Genomic DNA, 21728 nt, shown 5'->3' with positions numbered 1-21728 from the left:
GACGACCAGTTAGACGCGGCGCACGGCAGTTCGGTTCCGTAGCCACTCGAGAATCTCCTCGCTGGCCCGGACGCCGGAAGAATCGGTGACCGTCAGCCCGGGGCGGGTGAAACCGAGCAGCTCCAGTTCGCCGTGCCGCGGACGGATCGCGGCGTCGGCGGCGATGAGCATCTCCGCGTCGAGTGCGCCGTCACCGGCGGCGAAGACCCGGGCATCGGCGTCGAGGGTGCCGTCCTGAATCAGCCTGGAACGAACCTCGGCCACCGCGGAGCTCTTGCACACCGCGTTGGGCATCGTGTAGATCTTGCGCCCCTGCTGCGAGACGTTCCAGTCCCGCGCGGCGCACCACTGCGACCACTCTGCGACGAAGTCCTCCGGTACAGCCTTCGTGTCTACGACGAGATAGCAGAACAGCCCGTCGGCCTCGCGGTACTTCAGTACCCAATCATCGGACACCCGCGATCTCAACTCGGCTCCGATTCCGGCCAGATCCAACTCGAATCCGTTGCGCCAGTGCATGTCCGGCTCGCCGCCGACGAGAATGTTGCCGCCGTTGCTGGTGATGGCGTACCTCCACGGGGCTCCCGGGAGTGCGATCCGGTGGAACTGCTCGATGGTGCGAGTCGTGGTCGGCACGACCACAACACTCTCGCTCAACTCGCGCAGCAGCGAGATGGACCGAGCGCTCATGTACGACAACGGTTTTCCCTCGTACACCTCCACGCATTGGAAAGCGTCGTCCAGTGGAACCCCGAGTGCCCCCTCGGAGAAGATCATCGTGCGGTCGAGGTCCACGGCAACCAGAGCGCTCACGACGCGTCCTCGGTGGAGACGTTCTTGATCAGTCCCATGCACGAATAGGCGAGGTCGGGGACGACGTCCACCGGGACTCCCCTGGCCGCAGCGAGCATCCGGATGTGTTCGTGCTCAGGCGCATCGGCGTCGCGCACCAGTATCCGCCACGGGACACGACGTAACAGCACCCGAGTGGTTTCGCCGACGCCGGGTTTGACGAAATTGACGTGCGAGATCCCGTACTCCGCACGTACCTTCTCCACCGATGCCCAGCCGGACCAGTTGGGTGTTCGGTCGGAGCCGAGCACTGTTGCCACCGAGGCATCGACCTCGTCCCGGACGTCGTCGAAACGCGCAGCGACGGTGTCGAGCAGGTGGCGTGAGACGTCGTCGGGCGCTAGATCGGCGTAGTACTTCGCCCCGTGGAAGTCACCGGGCCGAATCAGTTCGTCGTTGAGCACGGTCCGTGAAACCAGCCCCGAGACAGTCGAGTTCAAGCAGGCCGAGGCGATGAGGAAGTCGTCGCGGGTGCCGTAGGTGCGTGCACAGTTGCCCGGATCGGCGAGCACGGCGAGGTCGTCGTCGAACTCGGCTCCGGGAAAGTCGCGGAGTGCGGCGGTGAGTTCGCGGGCGATCGCACCCTTGCCCGTCCAGCCGTCGACGAACACCACCAAGCGCGGGTCGTGGTGGTCGGCGAGGTAGCGCAGCGCCACGGCGTCGATGCCTCGATCGCGCACGATCGAGACGGCGTAGTGCGGAATCTCGATGCCGTGAGCAGCGAATGCCCAGCGACGCATCAGGATTCCGACGGGTGTCCCCGCGCGAGCGAGTGATGCGAGGGCGATGTCGTGACCGCGCTCGGCCAGGACGACCTCGGTGACGGTACCGACGGCGACGGCCAGGCGTGATGCGCTCTCCTGCAACACCTTCTCGAACAGTTCACGGTAGGCGAGATCCGGCTGGTATTCGACCGGAAGCGACTCGGCGTAATGTGCCGTGCCGGCCTGAATCGCCTTCTCGCGCTCGTTGACTTCGGCTTCCAACGAGACCGACGAGAGGTCCTTGAGCAGCCAGGTGACTTCTTCTGGTGCGTACGAACCGAATTCGGGTCCTCGAAGCGGTCGCGCCCGCCGAGCGATCTCGAGCGCTACCGGGTCCGCACCCGTGAGGACGACGAATACGACATCGGCGCCCGACGCGGCGAGAGTCTCGGCCGCGGCCGTCAGGGCGTCCGTGTCTGCGGGGGCGTCGGCAACCAGTATCAACGTCGCGTCGTCCGGTGCCGATGCGTTGTAGAGGTAGCGGAGTCCCGATTCGTCCTCGGGAGCAGCGAATTCGAAGCCGCGGCGCAGCGGATACCCGGGCAGGTCGAGAACGTATGCCGGCGACCGGGTGGTGGTCTGGAACAGCGCTGCGTGTCCCCGCTTCTGTAGCGCGGCCGCCAGCCGGAGAGGCAGGTACATCAGCTCCTCGTGGCCGATCACCACCACCGCTGTCGATTCGATCAGCGCAGCATCGACGGTGGCCGCAAGTGCGTCGATCGCGATGTCGAAACCAGCCGCGTCGGATCGCAGAAACCCGTGCCGCCCGCCTTCGGGAAGTGTCGCCGGCCACTGCGCGTCGACCCGGTGCACCGAACCAGGCTGTGCAGCAACGGGATTGAATACTGGATCGGGGAGGGCAAGCACCGTCTCCACCAATCCAGGGGCGAGCTCCACCGATCCCTGAGCGAGGCTCACGTTGTCGATCCGGATGCCGAGCACGGTAGCCACCGCCGAGGCTGCAGCGAGATGTTCGGCGGTACGCATGTCGACCAGGGATGCGATGACGTAGTGCCTGCGTCCGGCCGAGGAATGAATCTGTCGCAACGCATCCAGCGCCGTCGCTCCGGTCGAGATCTCGTCGTCCACCAGAATCAACGGCAGCTCGCCGTCGAGAAGATCGGGCGATGTCGGCATCAGCAGGTGGTCGGTGGCGTGCGAATGCCCCTCCTCGAACTCACCGTGCACGGTCATCCCGGGAACGGTGCGCCGAGTCGAATGCAGGTAGCAGTGTGCGCCCAGGGCAGCCGCGACGGTGTGCCCCAATCCCGTTGCAGTCTCGGCGAATCCGAGCACATCGACATCGGACCCGTCCACTGCAGCGGCGACGAGAGCTGCCAGTTCCTCGCCGGCCGAGACGACGACGTCGGGATCGACGGGGATGTGCTTGCCGAGCACGGTCGAGACCAGCAAGTGGGCACGTCGTGGGTTGCGCCGTAGACCGGGTCGAACCAACTGTGTGGCAGCCCAGGACGACGACGAGCCGGTATCGGTCAGGGCGATGCCATCGGCCGGATTCTGGTTCATCGTTGTGCCAGCGCGGTCAGTAGGTCCACGAACGTGATTCCTTCGTTGGTGACACCGAACGCCTTGGCGCGCAGTACGGTTTGCTTCGCCCAATTGCGGTGTGGGCCCAGTTCGTTCATCTTGTTCCGGTAGCCGGACGCCTGCACGCCACCCTGGTCGGACGAGAGGATGTCGAGTGCATCGTGATATTCCTCGTGCGTCACCGCGGACAAGGCGTGAACGGCGGGGACGTGCGACGGATGAATGACGGTCTTGCCCTGGATTCCGTTGGCCCGGTCGAGAGCAACCTCGCGCAGGAGCGCGTCGAGGTCGCTGCTGACCAGTTGCTGGCGGAAGCGGACGGCGTCCTGGTCGACGAAGGGTGTCTGACGCAGCAACGGACGGAACATGCGTTCGTGGTCTGCGAAGTACTCCCATACCGGGCCGGTGATGACGTAGCCGGACCCGTCGTAGCGGCCCAGGTGGTTGACGATCGCGCTGATGACGTCGGCGACGACGCGGACGTCGTAGATCGTCAGGTCGCGGTCGCGTCGGATGCCGAAGGTGCCGCACATGTCGGTGGCTCCGATGCGCACGGCCAGCACCGTGTCGCGGTAGGTCCCGAGTAGCTCACGGATGGCAACGAGTTCTGCGTCTCGAGTCTCGCGGTGTACCACCTCCGGCGATTCGAGGACGGGCATCGCGAACAGGCGGGTGCCGTGCAACCGCGACGCCGCGACGATCTCGTCGAGGAACTCGGCTCCGCGTGCCGCAGTGAACTTCGGCACGACGAATCCGGCGAGCCCGCCCGCGCCCTGGGTGAGGCCGGCGCAGATGGTCCGGATGTGCTCGGGGGTGCGCGCCCGGACGAACACGAGCGAACTCGACCCCGAGAGTTCGTTCAGAGTTCGGATGGCGTTGGCCAAAGCCTCTTCCAGATCATGATCTGCGACAGCGTCTTCGAGATCGATGACGATGGACCGCACGCCCTCGTCGGTGCGTTTGTTCACCGTCGCGGTCAGGTCGGGGCGTGTCGCCGGGATGTACAGCGTGGCTCCGAGAGCTGTTGCCACGACGTCGTTTCCGTCGCTCGTCTCGATGTCTTCCGGCTGCCGGAAGAACACTCGTGCACGGGTGTCTGCGTCGAGATGGCGAAAGTGTTGCACCACTGTCCTTCGTGTGAATGTGATCAGTGCGAGCTGCGCATGCGTTCGATCACGCCTGCGATGAAGTCCGAAATGGTATCCAGATCCTGCAGATATGACCAGTAGTCGGGATGGGTACCCGTCAGCGCTGTGCTCGCCCTGTCGATCCGGGCGAGCTGAGCATCCAACACCGAGCCCCATTCGGCAACCAGGCCACGATTGATCGCGAGTTGTTGAGCGTCACGAAGTTTGAACCGCACTTTGTTCTCGGTCTCTTTCGGGTCGGCCTTCACCGCGCGCAGCAGACGAACTCGGTCGGTCACCGCGTCGACCAGATGTTCGGCATCGCTCAGGTGTTGGCGCGCCTGGGTCACCAGATCCAGCGACTGCTCGGGATTGCCTGCGTCGAGCGCCGAACGCGCCGCGCGCAGATCCTCGTCCGCCTGCTCGATGTGTCGCGCACTCGACCGTTCGTTGCGCGAAAGATCAGCCGAGCTCTTGGCATTGAACTCGCGAAGCAGGCTGGAGAAGGCGGGGGCGATGCCCTCCGATCGCGTTCGGACGGCTTCGATTCGAGTGCGTACCGAGGACAGTGCGGTCCTGGCCTCCTGAAGTCGTCCTGGGGCCGACTCCACTGCCGCGCGTAGAGCTGCGGCTCGTTCGCGCATCTGTGCGGCGCTCTCGCGTGCGCGCAGCGGATCGTGCTGATTGCTCTGCAATTGCGTTGTTGCCGAATCGAGTTCGCGCCAAGCCAGACGCAGCGACGGGTACCCGGCGTACTGCTCGTCGACGGTGGCTCGGGCGGCATCGGCCTCGGTCAGTGCGTCGTGCACCAGGCGCGGTGTGGCCGCGAATTGGGCGGAGGCCTGCTCGAGGGTGCCGCGATGGGCGTCGTAGAACCGGTCGACTGCCGCGCTGGCATCGTGCAGTAGTCGGGTCGCGTTGTCGAAGGCCGATCTGGCGGCAGCAGTGGTGATTCCGTCGAATTGATCGGTTGCGGTGAGGTAGGCGGCCCCGGCGTCGAAGCACTGCTTCTCGGTGTCGGCCCATCGGGCTGCGAGTCTGTCCTCGGGGCGCAAGGCGGTGGAGGCCTCGACGCCTGCCGACGCGATGGACTGACGCTTGTCCATATCGAGGAAGGCGGCGACGGCGTTGTCCTGGGATCGGCGCGCGGAGGCGTCGGATTCGGCTCCTCTACGGAACACCCCAGGCCAGCGACTTGTCACCTGCTCGATAGTACTGACGGGAACCCTGGCGATGTCGCAGTCGTTGGCGGAGTACGTCCAAGAACCGGACATTCCCACTACGGTTGTACCCGTAACGGGAAACCATTTGCGAAAGGACCTCTCCATGGGCGTCAGCCTCAGCAAGGGTGGCAATGTCTCGCTCACCAAAGCAGCTCCGAACCTCACGGCAGTCGTGGTCGGACTCGGGTGGGACATCCGCACGACGACCGGTACCGACTTCGATCTCGATGCCAGCGCCATCGCGCTGAACTCGACGAAGAAGGCCCTCAGCGACGGACACTTCGTGTTCTTCAACAACTTGAAGTCTCCCGACGGCTCCATCGAACACACCGGCGACAACACCACGGGTGAGGGCGACGGAGACGACGAGCAGATCAAGGTCGATCTCGCCGCTGTGCCGCCGGAGATCGAGACCATCACCTTTCCCGTCTCGATCTACGATGCGGACGCACGCTCGCAGTCGTTCGGTCAGGTGCGCAACGCGTTCATCCGCGTCATCAACCAGGCCGACAACTCCGAGCTCGCTCGCTACGACCTCAGCGAGGATGCCTCCACCGAGACCGCCATGGTCTTCGGTGAGCTGTACCGCAACGGCGCGGAGTGGAAGTTCCGCGCAGTCGGTCAGGGCTACGCATCCGGCCTCGCAGGCATCGCCCGTGACTTCGGAGTAAACGTCTAGTCAAGACTCTCCCAAGATTGGGGATACCCCCGCTTCATCGTTCATGATGGGCGGGGGTTTTTCCGTATTCGTCTGCCCCGACCGGTCGCTCCTGCCGGCTCCGCTCCTGAGCTGGCGGGTCACTCCGCCGGCTCCGCTCCTAGCCAGAAGGGCCACACCTGTGGTTGTGAAGATCTTCGGATGGTCGATCGCGGTCACCATCGTCTCCGTCATCGTGGCCTTCCTCTACGGCGGGATCGAGGCGATGATCCTCGTCCTCATCCTCGGCGTGCTCGAGGTGTCCCTGTCCTTCGACAACGCCGTCATCAACGCCACCGTGCTGCGACGGATGAGTGAGTTCTGGCAGAAGATCTTCCTCACCATCGGCATCGTCATTGCCGTGTTCGGTATGCGGCTGCTCTTCCCGTTGGTCATCGTCTGGGCTGCCTCCGGTCTCGGTCCGGTGGCCGCGATCGACCTCGCGCTGAACCCGCCGCCGAACGACGCGGCGTACTTCGACGACGGCCGACCCAGCTACGAAACGTTGCTCACCGACGCGCACCCGCAGATCGCAGCGTTCGGCGGGATGTTCCTGCTGATGCTCTTCCTCGGCTTCATTTTCGAGGATCGCGAGATCACCTGGCTGAGCTGGTTGGAGAAGCCGCTCGCCCGAATCGGTCGCCTCGATCAGCTCTCCGTTGTCGTCGCGGGCCTGCTGTTGGTCCTGAGCGCTGAATTCCTCGCCGACGACGACAAGATCTCCACGGTCATGGTCTCCGGCGTGCTCGGCATGATCACGTACATCGCGGTGAACGGTCTCGGCGAGCTGTTCCACGTCGAAGAAGAGGGCGAAGAGTCGTCGGGTGGACCCAGCGAACTGGCAAAGGCGACGGGTAAGGCCGGCTTCTTCCTGTTCCTCTACCTCGAAGTGCTCGACGCCTCGTTCTCGTTCGACGGCGTCATCGGTGCCTTCGCTATCACTGCGGACCCGATCATCATTGCGCTCGGCCTCGGCTTCATCGGCGCGATGTTCGTCCGCTCGATCACGGTGTTCCTGGTGCGCAAGGGCACGTTGTCCGACTACGTGTACCTGGAGCACGGCGCACACTGGGCGATCGGCGCGTTGTCGGTCATTCTGCTGGTGTCCATCGGCATACACATCAACGAGCTGATCACCGGCTTCGTGGGCATCCTGTTCATCGGAGCTGCTCTGCTGAGCAGTATCCGACGCAACAAGCGCCTCGAGAAGGAAGGCGTGGAGACCTCGGTCAGCGTCTGATCTGCGGGTCCGCTGTGGTCTGGATACGCCGGGTCACAGCTCCGAGATATCCACCAGTCCGTCCTGGAGGGCCCGTGCCACCAGGCCTGCCTTGGTCGGGGCCGGTCGTCCGACCGAGGTGTACTTGGCCCGGATGCGGGTGAGGTGGGTGTTGACGGTGCCGAGTGAGAGAAACAGAGCTTTCGCAACCTCGGTCTTCGAGTCGTGTCGAATCCAGCAGAGAAGCACCTCGATCTCACGGCCGGTGAGGTCGGGCCGCGGCGGGAACGGGCTCGCAGGCACCGGGACGGGGTGTATCTGCATCGCCGGTGGAACCAGGCTGATGGGACCCCGTGCACCTCGCGTCGTCGGGATTGCCGAGTCGTTCGCGGAGGGCAAGGGTTCGAGCAGTGCAGACATCAAAATCTCCCGGACGCCGAAGTGGTTGAGACCGACTAAACCAATGTGGACGATTCTCACAGGTAATGCTCAGGTTTTCTGCCCTGATTTTCAGGGGCATTGAAACGTCAACCGTCGCGGCAGCGTCTCACGGCAGTACGACAGACTCGCGTCCAGCGGCGTCGAGCTCGATTCGCAGATCCTCTCGCGAGTCGCTGACCAGTATGGACGCGATCTTCCCGCGCCCGGGAGGCAGGATTCGAGCGGTCACCACTCCTCCCTCCGCACCCCGAAGGGCAGTGGAAACGGCGACGCTCACCCGCTCCGAAATTGTGGGATGAAGCACAGCCGGCATCAATCCCGTAGTGGTAATTCGGGCATCGGCAACCAACCGTCTTCGACCGCTCGCTTGTACAGGTCGGTTTTTGTCGGTGCCGGACGCCCGGCCTCGGCGTACTTGTTCCGGATGCGGACGAGGTAGTCGTTGACGGTCTGCTCGGACAGTCCGGCGAGACTGGCTACTCGGGCCGCCTTCTCCCCCGACGCATACAGCGCGAGTACCTCGCGCTGGCGGGGACTGAGACCGACATCGGGTAGCTGCGGATCACCGTCGATTGCGGCGGCCCAATCCGTCGTGACCACTTGACCGCCGCTCGCGGCGCGCCTGATCGCCGAGACGATCGCAGCCGCGGGTGCCGACTTGCGCACCACACCCAGTACGCCGGCGCGGGCAGCCGAGCGCACCAGAAATGCGTTCTCGGCCCCGGTGTAGACCAGTACGCGGGCACCGGCGGCGTGCAGTTGCTCCACGTTCGAGCGAGGGGACGAACCGTCACCCAGCCGAAGGTCGAGAACCACCAGATCGAGTGTCTGCCGCTGTTCGAGCAGTTCGCCCACGGTGGCGGCGATGGACACCAATTCGAGGTCGGGTTCGTCCGCAAGCATCGCCTGAAGGCCGAGAGCCACCGATTCGTGGTCCTCGACCAGACCGACGCGTCGTACGTCGGACCCCTGCTCGCTCGCGTCCCCCTGAGAATTCGACACCTGTGTCATGTCCCCGCCCCGCCCTAGGTACTACTGCCCCGGTGATGTCGTCAGCGATATCGTTGCTGGTCGGGGGGATATTACAGACGACTGGTCGGTTTCGCCCGGGAAAGGTACGCGCATCCGAGCCCGGATGAACAGCACGAAGAACACCAGTAACAACAGTGCTCGGCCCCACACCCCGACGAGGACGAAGAACTCCTCGTTCTCGGCGTCGGCACCCGAGGCGAGCGCAGCGAAATACTTGAAGACGCCGATTCCCATCGACAGATCGACGAGCAGATATGCGCCGACGAGTCCCCACGGAACCCGAAGCAGAACCAGGAACGGCAGCAGCCACAGCGTGTACTGCGGCGAGTGCACCTTGTGCAGCAGCATGAATCCGCACAGCATCGATCCACTGACTGCGACCCACGGATAGGTACCGTCCACCTTTGCGCGACGCCAGCCCAGCCAGAGTGCGAGAGCGAAGGCGACGAACACCAGTAGCGGCGACGCGACGTCCACCACGTCCTGGAAAGTCGCCTCGGCCTCGGCGTAGGCATCGGGAGTCATCTGGTCGCTGATGTAGAAGTGGCGCAATCCCCAGTACCAGATGGAGTTGGTCGTCAGGTCCGCCTGCCGCAGCGACTGGAACGTGAACGACGCGCGCCACCCCTCGTAGCCCAACACTGCGAACGGCAGATTCACTGCGATCACGGTGCCGATCGCGGCACCGGCGACCATCAGACCGCCGCGGATGTCCCAGCGGCCTTCGACTGTGTCGGCGGACTCGCGCCCATGAATTCCGCCGGTGACCACGTACGCGATCAGGGGCAGCACGAATGCACCGGGATAGAGCTTGAGGCAGAAGCCGATCGCCAACAGCACCGACGCGAGAACTGCTCGCCGTCGCAGTGGCATCGGCAACGTCATGACGAAAATTGCGCCGACGGCGGCGGCGACGACGGGCAGTTCCCAGTTGTGGAAGGCGTACATCACCAGCGGCGGGCCGATCGACCACAGCAGTGCCGACCAGCCGGCCATCCTGCCGAGCATCCACGCGGTGACCAGACCGAAGGGCGCCAGAATCAAGGCCGACGTCAGCAGAAACTGCGCGTCGGTATGCGCGGGAATGGCACCCAGCCACATCAGCAGGCCGCTGAGAACGGGGTACTCCACCGTTCCCCCGGTGAGGATTCCGTCGCTGGTGATGGCCCCGTGGATGTACGGGAAGATGTGATTGTCGATATCGCGACCGAGCCAGAGAAACTGAATGTCGGAGTAGCAGACCGAGGAATCCTTGATCGCGTCGAACATCGTGCTGCGACCCGACGTGTCGAACGGCGCGACCGCGCAGCGGGCCTTGTTGAGATATCCGAGAATCAGTCCGAGTGCAGCCATCGTGACGACCACGACGACCGTCATCGGATTGGCGCGGACCCCGGATCGCATGACGCAAGACTATGACGCGCGAACGTCGGCCCGTACGCCCCGCAGGAATTAGCAGGTCAGCGCCCTGTCGTGTATCTTCGAGGGGTTGCTGACGCAACGACCCTCCTGCCACGGATAGTCCGTGGCCGTTTTCACTAGTCCACAGGAGGTGATGAGGTCTTATGCGTCATTACGAATTGATGGTCATTCTCGACCCCAATCTGGACGAGCGCACTGTCGCTCCGTCGCTCGATACGTTCCTCAACGTCGTTCGCAAGGATGGCGGCACCGTCGACAAGGTCGATGTGTGGGGCAAGCGTCGTCTGGCCTACGAAATCCTCAAGCACGCCGAGGGCATCTACGCCGTTGTGAACCTCAACGCCGAGCCTGCCACCGTCAGCGAGCTGGATCGTCAGCTCGGACTCAACGAGTCCGTGTTGCGTACGAAGGTCCTGCGACAGGGCAAGTAATTGTCGTTGCCCGCCTCTAGGCTGGCATCTACAACGCTTACTACTGAAAGAGGAACCATGGCAGGCGAGACCGTCATCACCGTCATCGGAAACTTGACGGCTGATCCAGAACTTCGATTCACCCCCGCCGGTGCGGCGGTTGCCAACTTCACGGTTGCATCCACGCCGCGCACATTCGATCGTCAGACGAACGAGTGGAAAGACGGCGACGCGCTCTTCATGCGCTGCAACATCTGGCGCGAGGCAGCGGAGAACGTTGCCGAGAGCTTGACCCGAGGCTCGCGAGTGATCGTGAGCGGACGGTTGCGGCAGCGTTCGTACGAAACGCGTGAGGGTGAGAAGCGGACAGTCGTCGAGCTCGAAGTCGACGAGATCGGACCTTCACTCCGCTACGCCACCGCAAAGGTCAACAAGGCCAACCGCGGTGGAGGTGGCGGCGGAGGCGGCTTCAACTCCGGCTCCGGCTCCGGTTCCTCCGGCGGATCGAGCGGCGGCCGCTCGAACTCCTCGTCCAATTCCGGTTCCGGCGGAGACGATCCCTGGGGCAGTGCTCCAGCGGCATCGGGCTCCTTCGGCGGACGTGGCGGAGACGAAGAGCCACCGTTCTAGATCCTTCGATCGAGAACAACCAGATGTAACGGAGAAAGACCCATGCCCAAACCGCCATTGCGCGACAAGGTGCTCAAGAAGAAAGCGTGTTCCTTCTGCAAGGAGAAGAACGCGTCGATCGATTACAAGGACACGACGTTGCTGCGTAAGTACGTCAGCGATCGCGGAAAGATCCGTGCTCGCCGTGTCACCGGCAACTGCGTCCAGCATCAGCGTGACGTGGCCGTTGCCGTGAAGAATTCGCGTGAGGTAGCACTGCTGCCTTACGCCGCGACGGCTCGATAGAAAGGGGCGATTGGTATGAAACTGATCCTCACCGCTGATGTGGACAACCTCGGTGCGCCTGGCGACACCGTAGAGGTCAAGGACGGCTACGGCCGTAACTTCCTGCTGCCCCGCGGACTGGCCATTCAGGCCACCCGTGGAGCTCAGAAGCAGGTCGACGGCATCCGCCGCGCTCAGGAAGCTCGTGCCGTCCGCGGACTCGAGCATGCCAACGAGCTCAAGCAGGCCATCGAAGGCCTCGAGGCCGTCACGCTGTCCGTCAAGACCGCGGGCGACTCGGGCAAGCTGTTCGGCTCGGTCACCGCGTCGGACGTCGCTTCCGCGCTCAAGGCTGCCGGTGGCCCGGTTGTCGACAAGCGCAGCATCGATCTGCCGAAGGCACACGTCAAGAGCACGGGCAAGCACGACATCGTCGTGAACCTGCACCCCGACGTGACCGCCAAGTTCAAGCTGGAGGTCGTGGGAAGCTGATTTCGGCTTTCGGCCCAGTACGGCTTCAGAAAAGCCCCGCGAACCACGGTTCGTGGGGCTTTTTCGTGTCTTCTCACAAAGATCAACTGTCGCAATGGGTTCCAATTTGTGAAGCATCTCTCTCGATGACATCTTTAGCCAAGGTTTGCGTAGCCTTTACGTGGGGGCGACATTCGACGCCGGAACACGATCGACCGACCTGACGCCTAGACGCCCGGAGGACCTGCCGTGACAACGACAGCAGAGCACGACTCAGAACCCAGCCCGAAGACCCGATCCGAGCCACCGTCTCGGATCGGGTCGATAACGAAGTACGACCTCCCGGCCTCCCTGGTCGTTTTCCTTGTGGCAGTGCCACTTTCGATCGGCATCGCCGTCGCATCCGGCGCCCCGATCATGGCCGGCCTCATCGCCGCAGTGGTCGGCGGCATTCTCGCGGGCATCCTCGGTGGATCACCGTTGCAGGTCAGCGGTCCCGCCGCGGGTCTGACGGTGGTGGTTGCCGAGTTGGTCAACCAATTCGGCTGGGGCATAACGTGCGCTATCACGGTTCTTGCCGGTGCTGTGCAGATCCTGTTGGGAATGAGCCGAATTGCGCGTAGCGCTCTGGCGATCTCGCCGGTGGTGGTACATGCCATGCTCGCCGGAATCGGCATAACCATTGCGCTGCAGCAGATTCACGTCCTCCTCGGCGGTGAGTCCGAGAGCTCGGCCGTGCAGAATATCCTCGCGATTCCCACGTCCGTCGCGAACGGTCAATGGCCGTCGATCATCGTCGGTGGAATCGTTGTCGTGCTCATGTTCGCCTGGCCGCGCTTGGCGAGTGTGTCGGGTGTGATGGCCAAGTTGACGAAGGTGCCGGCCGCACTGGTCGCAGTGGTCACTGCTACTGCGGTCTCGATCTTCTTCTCCCTGGACGTCGAGCGAATCGAATTGCCGGGCAACCTGATCGAATCGCTGAGCTTCCCGATCATGCCCGACGGGCAGTGGAGCGCGTTTGTCACCGGCGTGATCACCATTGCGCTGATCGCCAGCGTCGAGAGCCTGCTCTCCGCGGTTGCCGTCGACAAGATGCACAGTGGTGAGCGCACCAACTTCGACCGAGAATTGATGGCACAGGGTGCGGGCAACATGGCCTCGGGTGCCATCGGCGGTCTGCCGATCACCGGCGTCATCGTGCGCAGTGCCACGAACGTCAAGGTCGGTGCCAAGTCTCGTGCGTCGGCGATTCTGCACGGCGTATGGATCTTGATCTTCTCGGTACTGTTCATTTCGATCGTCGAACTGGTTCCCTTCGCTGCCCTTGCCGGATTGCTGGTGATGATCGGCGTGCAGCTGATCAAGTTGGCAGACATCAAGATTGCGAACAAGACCGGCGACATCGCGGTCTACGCGGTCACCGTCGTCGGCGTGGTGGCACTCAACCTGCTCGAGGGCGTCCTCATCGGGTTGGCACTGTCGATCATTCTCGTGCTGCGCCGTGTGGTGTGGGCAAACGTCCGCGCGGAGGAGACGGTCGACGGTACCTGGCGCGTCACCATCGAGGGTTCGTTGAGCTTTCTTGCGCTCCCGAGACTGACGCACGTGCTGTCCACCGTCCCTGCGGGAACAGACGTCACCGTGCGCTTGGGGGTCGACTTCCTGGACCACGCCGTCCACGACGCGTTGAACGAGTGGGTGCGTCAGCACGAACTCGGCGGTGGCACAGCGAAAGTCGAGGAAGTGGGCACGGCGTCGATGGCTGCCGCCGCCCAGGGTCCACCCAAGCGTGGGTCTGCGACGGTACGCAGTTCGTTGGCTCCGTGGCGCGCCTGGCAGCTCAAGAGCGATGATGCGCAGGAGGATTCGCCTGTGGCGCTCCGGGCTGTGATGAGCGGAGTGGCCGAATACCACCGCACCCATGCACCCAACATCCGTCCCCACCTCGAGGGGTTGACCGACAGCCAGGATCCGGACACGCTCTTTCTCTGCTGTGTGGATTCGCGTGTCATGCCGAACACGATCACCAGTAGCGGGTCGGGTGATCTGTTCACGGTCCGGAACATGGGCAACCTCGTTCCCGCGAAGGGTCAGGATTGCTCGGTGGAGGCCGCGCTGGCGTTCGGTGTGGATCAGCTGGGTACTTCGTCGGTGGTGGTGTGCGGACACTCGGGCTGCGGTGCCATGAAGGCGGTGCTGAGTGGGCCGGAGAATGCCGCCGACGAGTCCGTGGCGGAATGGCTGGGTCACGCGGTGGCGAGCTTGGACGCGTACCGCAGCGGGCACGTGGTGGGTCGTCAGGCCGCAGAGCTCGGTTTCGGCGAAGCGGATCAACTCGCCATGGTGAACGTGGCCGTGCAGTTGCAGACGCTCACTCGTCACCGAGTGGTCGGCCGCGCCAACGCCGAGGGACGCCTGCACATCACCGGGCTGTTCTTCGACATTCCGACGGCCCGGGTGCTCCAGATCGGTACCAAGGAGGTCACGGTGCTGGATCCGGCCGACTGCCCACAGAAGAGCCATGTCTGACATCTGATCAGCGGCGAAGAGGGGCCCGATTCCAAGCCTGGAATCGGGCCTCTTCTGCTGAAACGGGCTGATGGTTTGTTTCTGTGATCATTCCCAGCCCGTGTGACTTAGTTCACCCTGGGGTTCACCTGGCATTTACTCAACACGCCCGAGCTGTCAATTCGGACGACACGCCGATCCAGAATCAATGCACAGGAAGAAAACTTTATGTACACCCTTCGACCAGGCTGAACCGTCGAAACTGTGAAAGTTATACCCAGGTTATCCCCAGGTGGTCAACACTGTTGTTCAAGCTCATCCACATTTCGTCCACAGCTTCATGCACAGGCTGTGTTGTGACTACTGCCGATAGCGCTTAACGTCCGTGCAGCGTCTCTCTCGATGCCGCGCAAAGGCGACGAGACGGCGTGAATCCGGTGTCGATCAGTACCTGTCGGTGCCCGGGGGTAGAACTTGCTGGAGCGCACGGCCGGGTGGTATTCGGCGGTGTTGACGACTATTGGGGAGAGGACGGCCGGTTCGCGTGGCAGTTGTGGACGATCGAGGACAGTCCGACTACTCCGGCTCCTCCTCCAGCGAGGGCCCCGGTGAGGATTTCGGTCGCCAACCCCCGCAGGACATGGCCGCAGAGCAGTCCGTCCTGGGCGGGATGTTGCTGAGCAAGGACGCCATTGCCGACGTGCTCGAGGTGCTTCGGCCGGGTGATTTCTATCGGCCGGCTCACCAGAACGTCTACGACGCGATTCTCGATCTCTACAGCCGCGGCGAGCCCGCCGACCCGGTGACCGTCTCGGCCGAGCTGGATCGACGCGGGGAGCTCAAGCGCATCGGCGGTCCGCCGTACCTGATCACGCTGACCCAGACGACGCCCACGGCGGCCAACGCCGGGTACTACGCCGAGATCGTCGCCGAGAAGTCGATTCTGCGCCGCCTCGTACAGGCCGGCACCCGCATCGTGCAGTTCGGCTACGCCGGAGCCGATGGCCAGGACGTGGCCGAGGTCGTCGACCGCGCGCAGGCCGAGGTGTACGAGGTCACCGAACGCCGCACCTCCGAGGACTTCCTACCCCTCGAAGAGCTGCTGCAGCCCACGATGGACGAAATCGACTCCATCGCCAGCCGTGGCGGTATATCCCTCGGTGTACCAACAGGATTCGCCGAACTCGACGAAATCACCAACGGCCTTCACCCGGGTCAGATGATCATCGTGGCGGCGAGGCCTGGTGTGGGTAAGGCGCTTGCTCTCGACACGCCACTTCCCACGCCCGACGGCTGGACCACGATGGGCGAAGTGGCTGTGGGTGACCACCTCATCGATGCCCATGGAATGCCGACCAGGGTTGTGGCCGCCACGGACGTCATGCTCGATCGGCCGTGCTACGAAGTCGAATTCTCCGACGGCACAGTCATCGTGGCGGATGCAGAGCATCAGTGGTTGACGGAGACCAGGGCGTCACGTAAGTCGGCGCAGGCTGCGGCGGTCAACTACAACCGGACTCGAAATCAGAAGACGTTCGCTGCCGTGCGCACCACCGAGGAAATCGCGAACACCGTCCGTTGTGCGACGAAGGATGCACGCATCAATCACTCGGTCACCAACACCGAGGCCGTTCAGCTGCCGGAGCGTGAGCTTCTGGTGCCGCCGTACACCATGGGCGCGTGGCTGGGAGATGGAACGTCGGCCTGCGCGCAGATCACCAGCGCCGACCCCGAGATCATTGCCCGGATAGAGGGCGAAGGCCTGCACGTGGTGGCGTCGGAGAAAGCCGAACTCCGATACTCGATCAAGCTTCCCGCCGAGGTCGTAGAGGCGAAGGACTGTGTCGTCTGCGGCAAGCAGTTCGTTCCGTTTCCACTCAATGTCCGAACCTGCGGCCAATCGTGCGGCGGTAAAGCGCGTTTCATGTCCGCTCCGGTCGCGGCACCGACCTGCATCGACTGCGGCAAGGTGACGACAGGTCTGCACCGCTGCCAGGCATGCCGCAACTCGATCGGAACCGTGCAGGCGCGTCTACGGACGATCGGCGTACTGGGTGACAAGCACGTACCCGCCGACTACCTCCGCGGTTCCGAGGCCCAACGACGTGCGTTGTTGGCGGGTCTGCTCGACACAGACGGCACGGTCACCGGGGGCGGCTCGGTTCAATTCGCGGTCACCAGTGAGCGGCTCGTTCTCGGGGTGCGCGAGCTGATCGTCAGTTTGGGCTACCGCGTGCAGATGACGACCAAGAGTGTCCACGGGCGGAGCGAGGCATCGTCCACGGCATTCACTCTGACGTTTGCGACAGACGATGTCGTGTTCGGTCTGCACCGGAAACAGATTCTGCACAAAGAGCGTCGCGCTGCCGGATCCACTGTGCGGTCGGGTTCGCGGTTCATCGTCGACGTTCGCCGAGTCGATTCCGTTCCGGTTCGCTGTGTGGAGGTCGACAACGCGGAGCATCTGTATCTCGCCAGCGAGTCGATGATCCCGACCCATAACTCTACGCTCTCAATGGATTTCATGCGTTCGTGCTCCATCAAGCACGGCATGCCCAGTGTCATTTTCTCCCTGGAAATGAGCCGCACCGAGATCGTCATGCGACTGTTGTCCGCCGAGGCGAAGATCAAGCTCGGTGACATGCGCTCCGGAAAGATGACCGACGACGACTGGACCAAGCTGGCCCGGCGAATGAGCGAGATCAGCGAAGCGCCACTGTTCGTCGACGATTCTCCGAACCTGACGATGATGGAGATCCGCGCGAAGGCGCGTCGCCTCAAGCAGCGCAACGGCCTGAAACTCATTGTGGTGGACTACCTTCAGCTGATGTCGTCCGGCAAGAAGGTCGAATCCCGTCAGCAGGAGGTCTCGGACTTCTCCCGTCAGCTCAAGCTTCTCGCCAAGGAACTCGAATGCCCGGTGGTCGCGGTCTGCCAACTCAACCGTGGTCCCGAGCAGCGAACCGACAAGAAGCCGATGGTCTCCGACCTCCGTGAGTCCGGCTCACTGGAGCAGGACGCCGACATGGTGATTCTGCTACACCGCCCCGATGCGATCGAGCGCGACGACCCCCGTGGCGGTGAGGCCGACTTGATCCTCGGCAAGCACCGTAACGGCCCGACCGCGACAATCACTGTGGCGCACCAGCTTCACCTGTCGAGATTCGTGGACATGGCGCGGGGCTAGTCGGATCGGCCGGTCGGCCACAGATCTTTGGTCAGTGCGGTCCACACATCGATCGGGCCGGGGTGCGGACGGCGCAGCCAAGCGGCGGCCGCGTCGTCGATGTAGAGGAAGAAGAGTGTGAACGTGTCCGACCCGTCAGGATTCCTTGTCCCGCCGCTACCGGCCAACAGTTCGTTTCCTGCCGGCATGTCATGTTCGACTGTGTCGAGCACGTCTGCGCGAGTCCAGTTCGTGCGTAGTGGTCCAGGAATTCTCAGTGTGGGCGCGCCGGGAAACGGAGTCGCCTCGACGATCCTTATGTCGCGCAGATGAATTCCGTCCGCCCGCAAGGTTCCGCGAATGGCTACCAGGTTGCCGGCCGAGGAGGTATCGAGATCGGAGCCGATCAACGGCAGCCGCGCCACACTGGAGGATTCCGGCGCCCGACCGGGAGTATCGGGTTCGATGAACAGCGAACAATCGGGGTCCGCCACCAGTGTGCCTCGTCCGACAACGAGGTCGCCGACGGCGACGACGAGGTGCTCGAGATCCATGAACCCGAGTCTCGCTCGACCGGCGTCGGCCGTCAACGGTCTTCATCCCCACCGTCCGGTGAAACACCGGCAGCGATCAGCCTTCGCTTGCGTGCGAACAGGGGTTGAACAAACCTATCGTTCGGTTTATGGTGACGTCACCGATCCGACGAGAGGCCGAACATGAAATCGAACCGCGTGCGCACCCTGGTCGTATCCAGCTTCGTCGCTTTGGCGATGCTGAGCGCAGCCCCCTCCGCATCGGCTGCTCCCAGCGACCCGACGCCACCGACGTTCGGATCGTCGGGTATCCCCATCGAGCAGGTCGACGACATCATTCGAATCTTCCTGCCGGGCCACTGCACGGTCATGGGAAGTGTCGGTTGCAGCACCCCCGCCGCACTTTTCGGCTGACCTGAGCTTGCACTGTCCGAGAACCACTCTCGCTCTGTGCGCCTGCGCGGACAGCATCTCTGAGGTCGAGAACCAACACCAACGGCGCTGGTCCAACTCTGGGTCGCGTATTCTCGCTGAGAATCGAACCGAGCACCCAACGCAGCAATCGACGAAAGTAATCATGTCCGAGGACCAGAACACAGACGTTCCGCCGAACCATCTCTCCATCGATCCGCGCAGCACCTTCTACAACGAAGAGGTCCTTCGCCGTGACGTGGGTATTCGCTTCAACGGCGTCGAGAAGACGAGTATTCGCGAATACAACGTGACCGAGGGATGGGTGCGCGTCGAAGTCCCGACCGCGAAGGATCGCTACGGAAATCCCATGCTCGTCAAGCTCAAGGGCACGGTCGAACCGTACTTCCGCGACGCGAAATAACGGGCTTCGCCCGGGATCTACTCGACAGTCGTACCGGCTGCCGCCATGGCTTGAAGCGCACGCCGATGCTCGTCCTCGGTCGACCCCGCGCACGCACCCGAAAGCACCGTCACGCGATAGCCCAGTGAGCATGCACGTTCCGCGGCAATCCGGACCCCGAAATCCGTGAGGTACCCGGTGATCACCACGTGCTCCACCCCGACGAGTCTCAGCTGGGCATTCAGATCGGGGTTGGACCAGATGTCGCGGTCGAACTTCGTTGCGATGAGGTCTCCTGGCCGAGGCGTCATCGACGGGTGGAAGCGGGCACCGTCACCGTCCGCGTCGGAGCGCATCGGATCGGCTGCATCCCGGCTCAGATAGCGAGTGCACACCACCAGTGCACCCGTAGCGCGCTGGGCCGTACGGACCGATTCGGCGCGAGCCACTGCGTCAGGATCGTGTCCGAGCTCGATGATCCAGGGCTGAAAGTCGATCTCCAACAATGCCGTTCGTGGCACGTCAGTATCGAGTTCCGACCGCAGCGGGTGCATCGTCGAGCGCGGTGAGATCCTCGGCGGTTAGCTGAAGCTCCAGTGCCGCGAGGTCGGCGTCGAAATGCTCGATGTTCGTGGTGCCGGGAATGGGAATCACATGGGAGCCCTGGGCAAGTACCCACGCCAATGCCACAGCGGCAGGAGTGGACTCGTGCCTCGATGCAACTGCGGACACCACCTCGACGATCGATCGGTTCTGTTCGGCCGCAGCTCCGGAGAATCGGGGAAGTGCCAACCGCATGTCCGTCGAGGGAAGTGTGGAGGTGTCGAGCGAACCGGTGAGGAATCCTCGACCCAGAGGTGAGAACGGCACAAACACCGCGTCGTTCTCACCCGTCCACTCCACCATGTTTCCCACAGGTTCACCGTCGTGTGTAGTGCCCTGCCCCAATGCGTTTCGAGTCCACAGGGATAGTTCGGACTGCACTGCAGCGACCGGATGAATGCTGTGGGCCACCTGTGCCTGCTCTACGGTGACCTCGCTGAGCCCCAGGGCGCGCACCTTTCCCGTCGCCACCAATTGGGACAGGGCTCCCCAGGAGTCTTCGATCGGCACCTGGTCGTCGACGCGGTGGAGGTAGTACAGATCGATGGTGTCCACACCGAGGTTCCGCAGGCTCGAGTCGCAGGCCTGCGCGAGGTGCTTCGGCGTACCGTTCCGGGTCAGAACAGGCGCTCCGCCGTCGACGTTGCCGACCAACCCGGCTTTCGTGGCGATGACGGCATCCGTCCCGGCCAGAGCGCGGCCGACTACCCTCTCGTTGTGTCCGGCAGCGTAGGCGTCGCTGGTGTCGAAGAAGTCGATCCCCGATGCCAGTGCGTGCGCCAGGATCGGTGCACCGGCAGTGTCCGAGGAGGTATCCGCACCGGTGTAGGCCCAGCTGATACCCATGCAGCCGAGGCCGATGGCACCGACATTGCGTCCGAGTGCCGGGACGTTACGAGTGGAAATCGACATGAATGCTCCTGTGCTCGTTGGATGATGGGTGGACGACCGCGAGACCATCGCAGTCGAGACCCTGTGCGATCAGGTCCTCGTAGTGCGAGATTTTCGTTTCCAGCGCAGACCGTGCTTCGGCGAGACGACGTTGCTTCTCGTCGACGCGTAGCCGGTGCGCGCTCAGAATGTCGATCCGTTCCTGATGTGTGGACGCACCCAGATTCACCAGAATCACGAATCGACGCATATCGGCCGTGGGCATCCCGGTCGATCGAAGACGAACCAGAAGTTGCACGAGTGCGACCAGTCGCGGACTGAACGCGCGCCTACCCATCGGCGTGCGTGGGATCTCGGGTATCAGGCCCTCCCGCTCGTACCAACGCAACGTGTCCTGCGTCAGCCCCGAGGACTCGGCCATCTCGGCAATCCCGATACTCACGGGCTCGGTGTCTGTGGTGGCCGGTGAATGCGGTGCTGCGGTCATGGGCCAGACGCTACGTCTTCGAGTGCACTCCAACGCAAGCCGAAATCGGCCACGGGCTCACACCAGTCTGGCGTGCCCGCGAAAGAGCATGGCGGCGGCCGCATCGGTGCGTTCGGAATCCCCCGTGGTGAAGCGATCGAGAAGTAGCCCTCGGAATCCCGCACCGACGGTTGTTGCCTGGATGATCGCCGTTGTGGAGTCCATCCCACAACGGGCCATCGCGGCAGCCAAGGCGTCCGTGAGTGCACGCACGCTGGCACGTGCGAAGTCCGCGAGAACACCGGATTTGATGGACGCAATTCCGATGACCTGCATCAGGATTCGCGAGCTGACCGCATCGGTACCGTCGGTCATCGACGTCCACAGTTGGTGCAATCGTTGCTCGAGCTGCATCGAATCGCGGACGTCGCCGAACATCTCATCGAATGCCGGCCGTTGACTTGTCAGCGCCTGCACGATCAAGTTCTCACGAGAATCGAAGTAGTAGATGAGCATTCGGGAACTGGTACCGAGTTCGGCTGCGAGCGGGCGAAGCGTCAAGTCGTCGAGTCCATGGGTGCCGATGTACTCGACCACACGGCCGAGCAGTTCGACTCGCTTGTCGTGATCGAGAGGGCGGGCCATCA

Annotated in this window: 23 protein-coding genes; 10 read left to right on the top strand and 13 right to left on the bottom strand. The window is 63.4% G+C overall.

The genetic code is table 11. The features are described from left to right. Positions 1–9: 9 nt before the first annotated feature. The 4 genes from BH93_RS00320 to BH93_RS00305 are packed head-to-tail and all read right to left on the bottom strand — an operon-like array spanning position 10 to position 5397. Positions 10–813, bottom strand: coding sequence for a hypothetical protein (locus BH93_RS00320; RefSeq protein WP_037175021.1), 804 nt, complete (start codon positions 811–813; stop codon positions 10–12). Continuing rightward, positions 810–3143, bottom strand: a complete 2334-nt coding sequence (locus tag BH93_RS00315; RefSeq protein ID WP_080739125.1) for a phosphoribosyltransferase — start codon at positions 3141–3143, stop codon at positions 810–812. Before BH93_RS00315 ends, BH93_RS00320 begins: the two co-directional genes overlap by 4 nt. After that, entirely contained in the window at positions 3140–4288 is a 1149-nt protein-coding gene (locus BH93_RS00310; RefSeq protein WP_037175242.1) for an HpcH/HpaI aldolase/citrate lyase family protein, read from the bottom strand. The genes BH93_RS00315 and BH93_RS00310 overlap by 4 nt, the downstream gene beginning before the upstream one ends. A 23-nt stretch (positions 4289–4311) precedes the next feature. Further along, a complete protein-coding gene (locus tag BH93_RS00305; RefSeq protein ID WP_037175244.1) occupies positions 4312–5397 on the bottom strand; it encodes a hypothetical protein in 1086 nt (361 codons plus the stop codon). 220 nt (positions 5398–5617) lie between these two features. Here BH93_RS00305 and BH93_RS00300 point away from each other — a divergent pair, with 220 nt between their 5' ends. Then, a complete protein-coding gene (locus BH93_RS00300) occupies positions 5618–6193 on the top strand; it encodes a TerD family protein (RefSeq protein WP_027495074.1) in 576 nt (191 codons plus the stop codon). 160 nt (positions 6194–6353) lie between these two features. After that, entirely contained in the window at positions 6354–7451 is a 1098-nt protein-coding gene (locus BH93_RS00295; RefSeq protein WP_037152033.1) for a DUF475 domain-containing protein, read from the top strand. 33 nt (positions 7452–7484) lie between these two features. Here the strand turns inward: BH93_RS00295 and BH93_RS00290 are convergent, their stop codons facing one another. The 4 genes from BH93_RS00290 to BH93_RS00280 form a co-directional block, all read right to left on the bottom strand. Beyond that, complete coding sequence (locus tag BH93_RS00290; protein ID WP_032378701.1) at positions 7485–7850, bottom strand: helix-turn-helix transcriptional regulator; 366 nt, start codon at positions 7848–7850, stop codon at positions 7485–7487. Positions 7851–7977: 127 nt separating this feature from the next. After that, positions 7978–8100, bottom strand: coding sequence for a hypothetical protein (locus BH93_RS28105; protein WP_277950838.1), 123 nt, complete (start codon positions 8098–8100; stop codon positions 7978–7980). Between the two features lie 83 nt (positions 8101–8183). After that, complete coding sequence (locus BH93_RS00285; protein WP_052065296.1) at positions 8184–8882, bottom strand: response regulator transcription factor; 699 nt, start codon at positions 8880–8882, stop codon at positions 8184–8186. Positions 8883–8903: 21 nt separating this feature from the next. Further along, positions 8904–10307 carry a glycosyltransferase family 87 protein gene (locus tag BH93_RS00280; protein ID WP_080739126.1) on the bottom strand — a complete coding sequence of 468 codons (1404 nt, stop codon included), beginning with the start codon at positions 10305–10307 and terminating at the stop codon, positions 8904–8906. A gap of 161 nt (positions 10308–10468) precedes the next feature. On the opposite strand from BH93_RS00280, the gene rpsF reads away from it, so the two are divergent. From rpsF to dnaB, 6 genes are all read left to right on the top strand, one after another. Beyond that, positions 10469–10756 (top strand): 30S ribosomal protein S6, encoded by a 288-nt coding sequence (gene rpsF, locus BH93_RS00275; protein WP_008711385.1) that lies wholly within the window; start codon positions 10469–10471, stop codon positions 10754–10756. A 57-nt stretch (positions 10757–10813) separates the two neighbouring features. Then, positions 10814–11365, top strand: a complete 552-nt coding sequence (locus BH93_RS00270) for a single-stranded DNA-binding protein (protein ID WP_032378699.1) — start codon at positions 10814–10816, stop codon at positions 11363–11365. Positions 11366–11407: 42 nt separating this feature from the next. After that, a complete protein-coding gene (gene rpsR / locus BH93_RS00265; protein ID WP_008711381.1) occupies positions 11408–11650 on the top strand; it encodes a 30S ribosomal protein S18 in 243 nt (80 codons plus the stop codon). A gap of 15 nt (positions 11651–11665) precedes the next feature. Further along, positions 11666–12121 (top strand): 50S ribosomal protein L9, encoded by a 456-nt coding sequence (gene rplI / locus BH93_RS00260; protein ID WP_032378698.1) that lies wholly within the window; start codon positions 11666–11668, stop codon positions 12119–12121. A gap of 228 nt (positions 12122–12349) precedes the next feature. Further along, the gene (locus BH93_RS00255) at positions 12350–14629 is read left to right on the top strand and encodes a SulP family inorganic anion transporter (RefSeq protein ID WP_037175024.1); all 2280 of its coding nucleotides are present in this window, start codon (positions 12350–12352) and stop codon (positions 14627–14629) included. A gap of 619 nt (positions 14630–15248) precedes the next feature. Further along, positions 15249–17795, top strand: a complete 2547-nt coding sequence (gene dnaB, locus BH93_RS00250) for a replicative DNA helicase (protein WP_371832110.1) — start codon at positions 15249–15251, stop codon at positions 17793–17795. Here dnaB and BH93_RS00245 read toward each other — a convergent pair. After that, complete coding sequence (locus BH93_RS00245; protein ID WP_037175027.1) at positions 17792–18328, bottom strand: hypothetical protein; 537 nt, start codon at positions 18326–18328, stop codon at positions 17792–17794. The genes dnaB and BH93_RS00245 overlap by 4 nt on opposite strands. Positions 18329–18490: 162 nt before the next feature. Here BH93_RS00245 and BH93_RS00240 point away from each other — a divergent pair, with 162 nt between their 5' ends. Together BH93_RS00240 and BH93_RS00235 are read left to right on the top strand one after the other, a co-directional pair. Continuing rightward, the gene (locus BH93_RS00240) at positions 18491–18721 is read left to right on the top strand and encodes a hypothetical protein (RefSeq protein ID WP_155291038.1); all 231 of its coding nucleotides are present in this window, start codon (positions 18491–18493) and stop codon (positions 18719–18721) included. Positions 18722–18884: 163 nt separating this feature from the next. After that, positions 18885–19142, top strand: coding sequence for a DUF3297 family protein (locus tag BH93_RS00235; RefSeq protein WP_037175029.1), 258 nt, complete (start codon positions 18885–18887; stop codon positions 19140–19142). 17 nt (positions 19143–19159) lie between these two features. On the opposite strand, the gene BH93_RS00230 is transcribed toward BH93_RS00235, so the two are convergent. From BH93_RS00230 to BH93_RS00215, 4 genes are read right to left on the bottom strand one after another with little or no spacing between them, the layout of a single operon-like run. Then, positions 19160–19642 (bottom strand): cysteine hydrolase family protein, encoded by a 483-nt coding sequence (locus tag BH93_RS00230; protein WP_165712591.1) that lies wholly within the window; start codon positions 19640–19642, stop codon positions 19160–19162. Between the two features lies 1 nt (position 19643). Continuing rightward, positions 19644–20636 carry an aldo/keto reductase gene (locus BH93_RS00225; RefSeq protein WP_037175031.1) on the bottom strand — a complete coding sequence of 331 codons (993 nt, stop codon included), beginning with the start codon at positions 20634–20636 and terminating at the stop codon, positions 19644–19646. Beyond that, complete coding sequence (locus tag BH93_RS00220; protein WP_052065298.1) at positions 20617–21102, bottom strand: MerR family transcriptional regulator; 486 nt, start codon at positions 21100–21102, stop codon at positions 20617–20619. The genes BH93_RS00225 and BH93_RS00220 overlap by 20 nt, the downstream gene beginning before the upstream one ends. Before the next feature lie 57 nt (positions 21103–21159). Then, on the bottom strand, positions 21160–21726 hold the full coding sequence (locus tag BH93_RS00215; RefSeq protein ID WP_037175032.1) for a TetR family transcriptional regulator: 567 nt from the start codon (positions 21724–21726) through the stop codon (positions 21160–21162). Positions 21727–21728 lie beyond the last annotated feature (2 nt).

It is taken from the genome of Rhodococcoides fascians A25f, from assembly GCF_000760935.2.
Lineage (GTDB): Bacteria > Actinomycetota > Actinomycetes > Mycobacteriales > Mycobacteriaceae > Rhodococcoides.
Note: the sequence above shows the minus strand (reverse complement) of the source record. Positions and strands in the feature narration are given on the sequence as shown.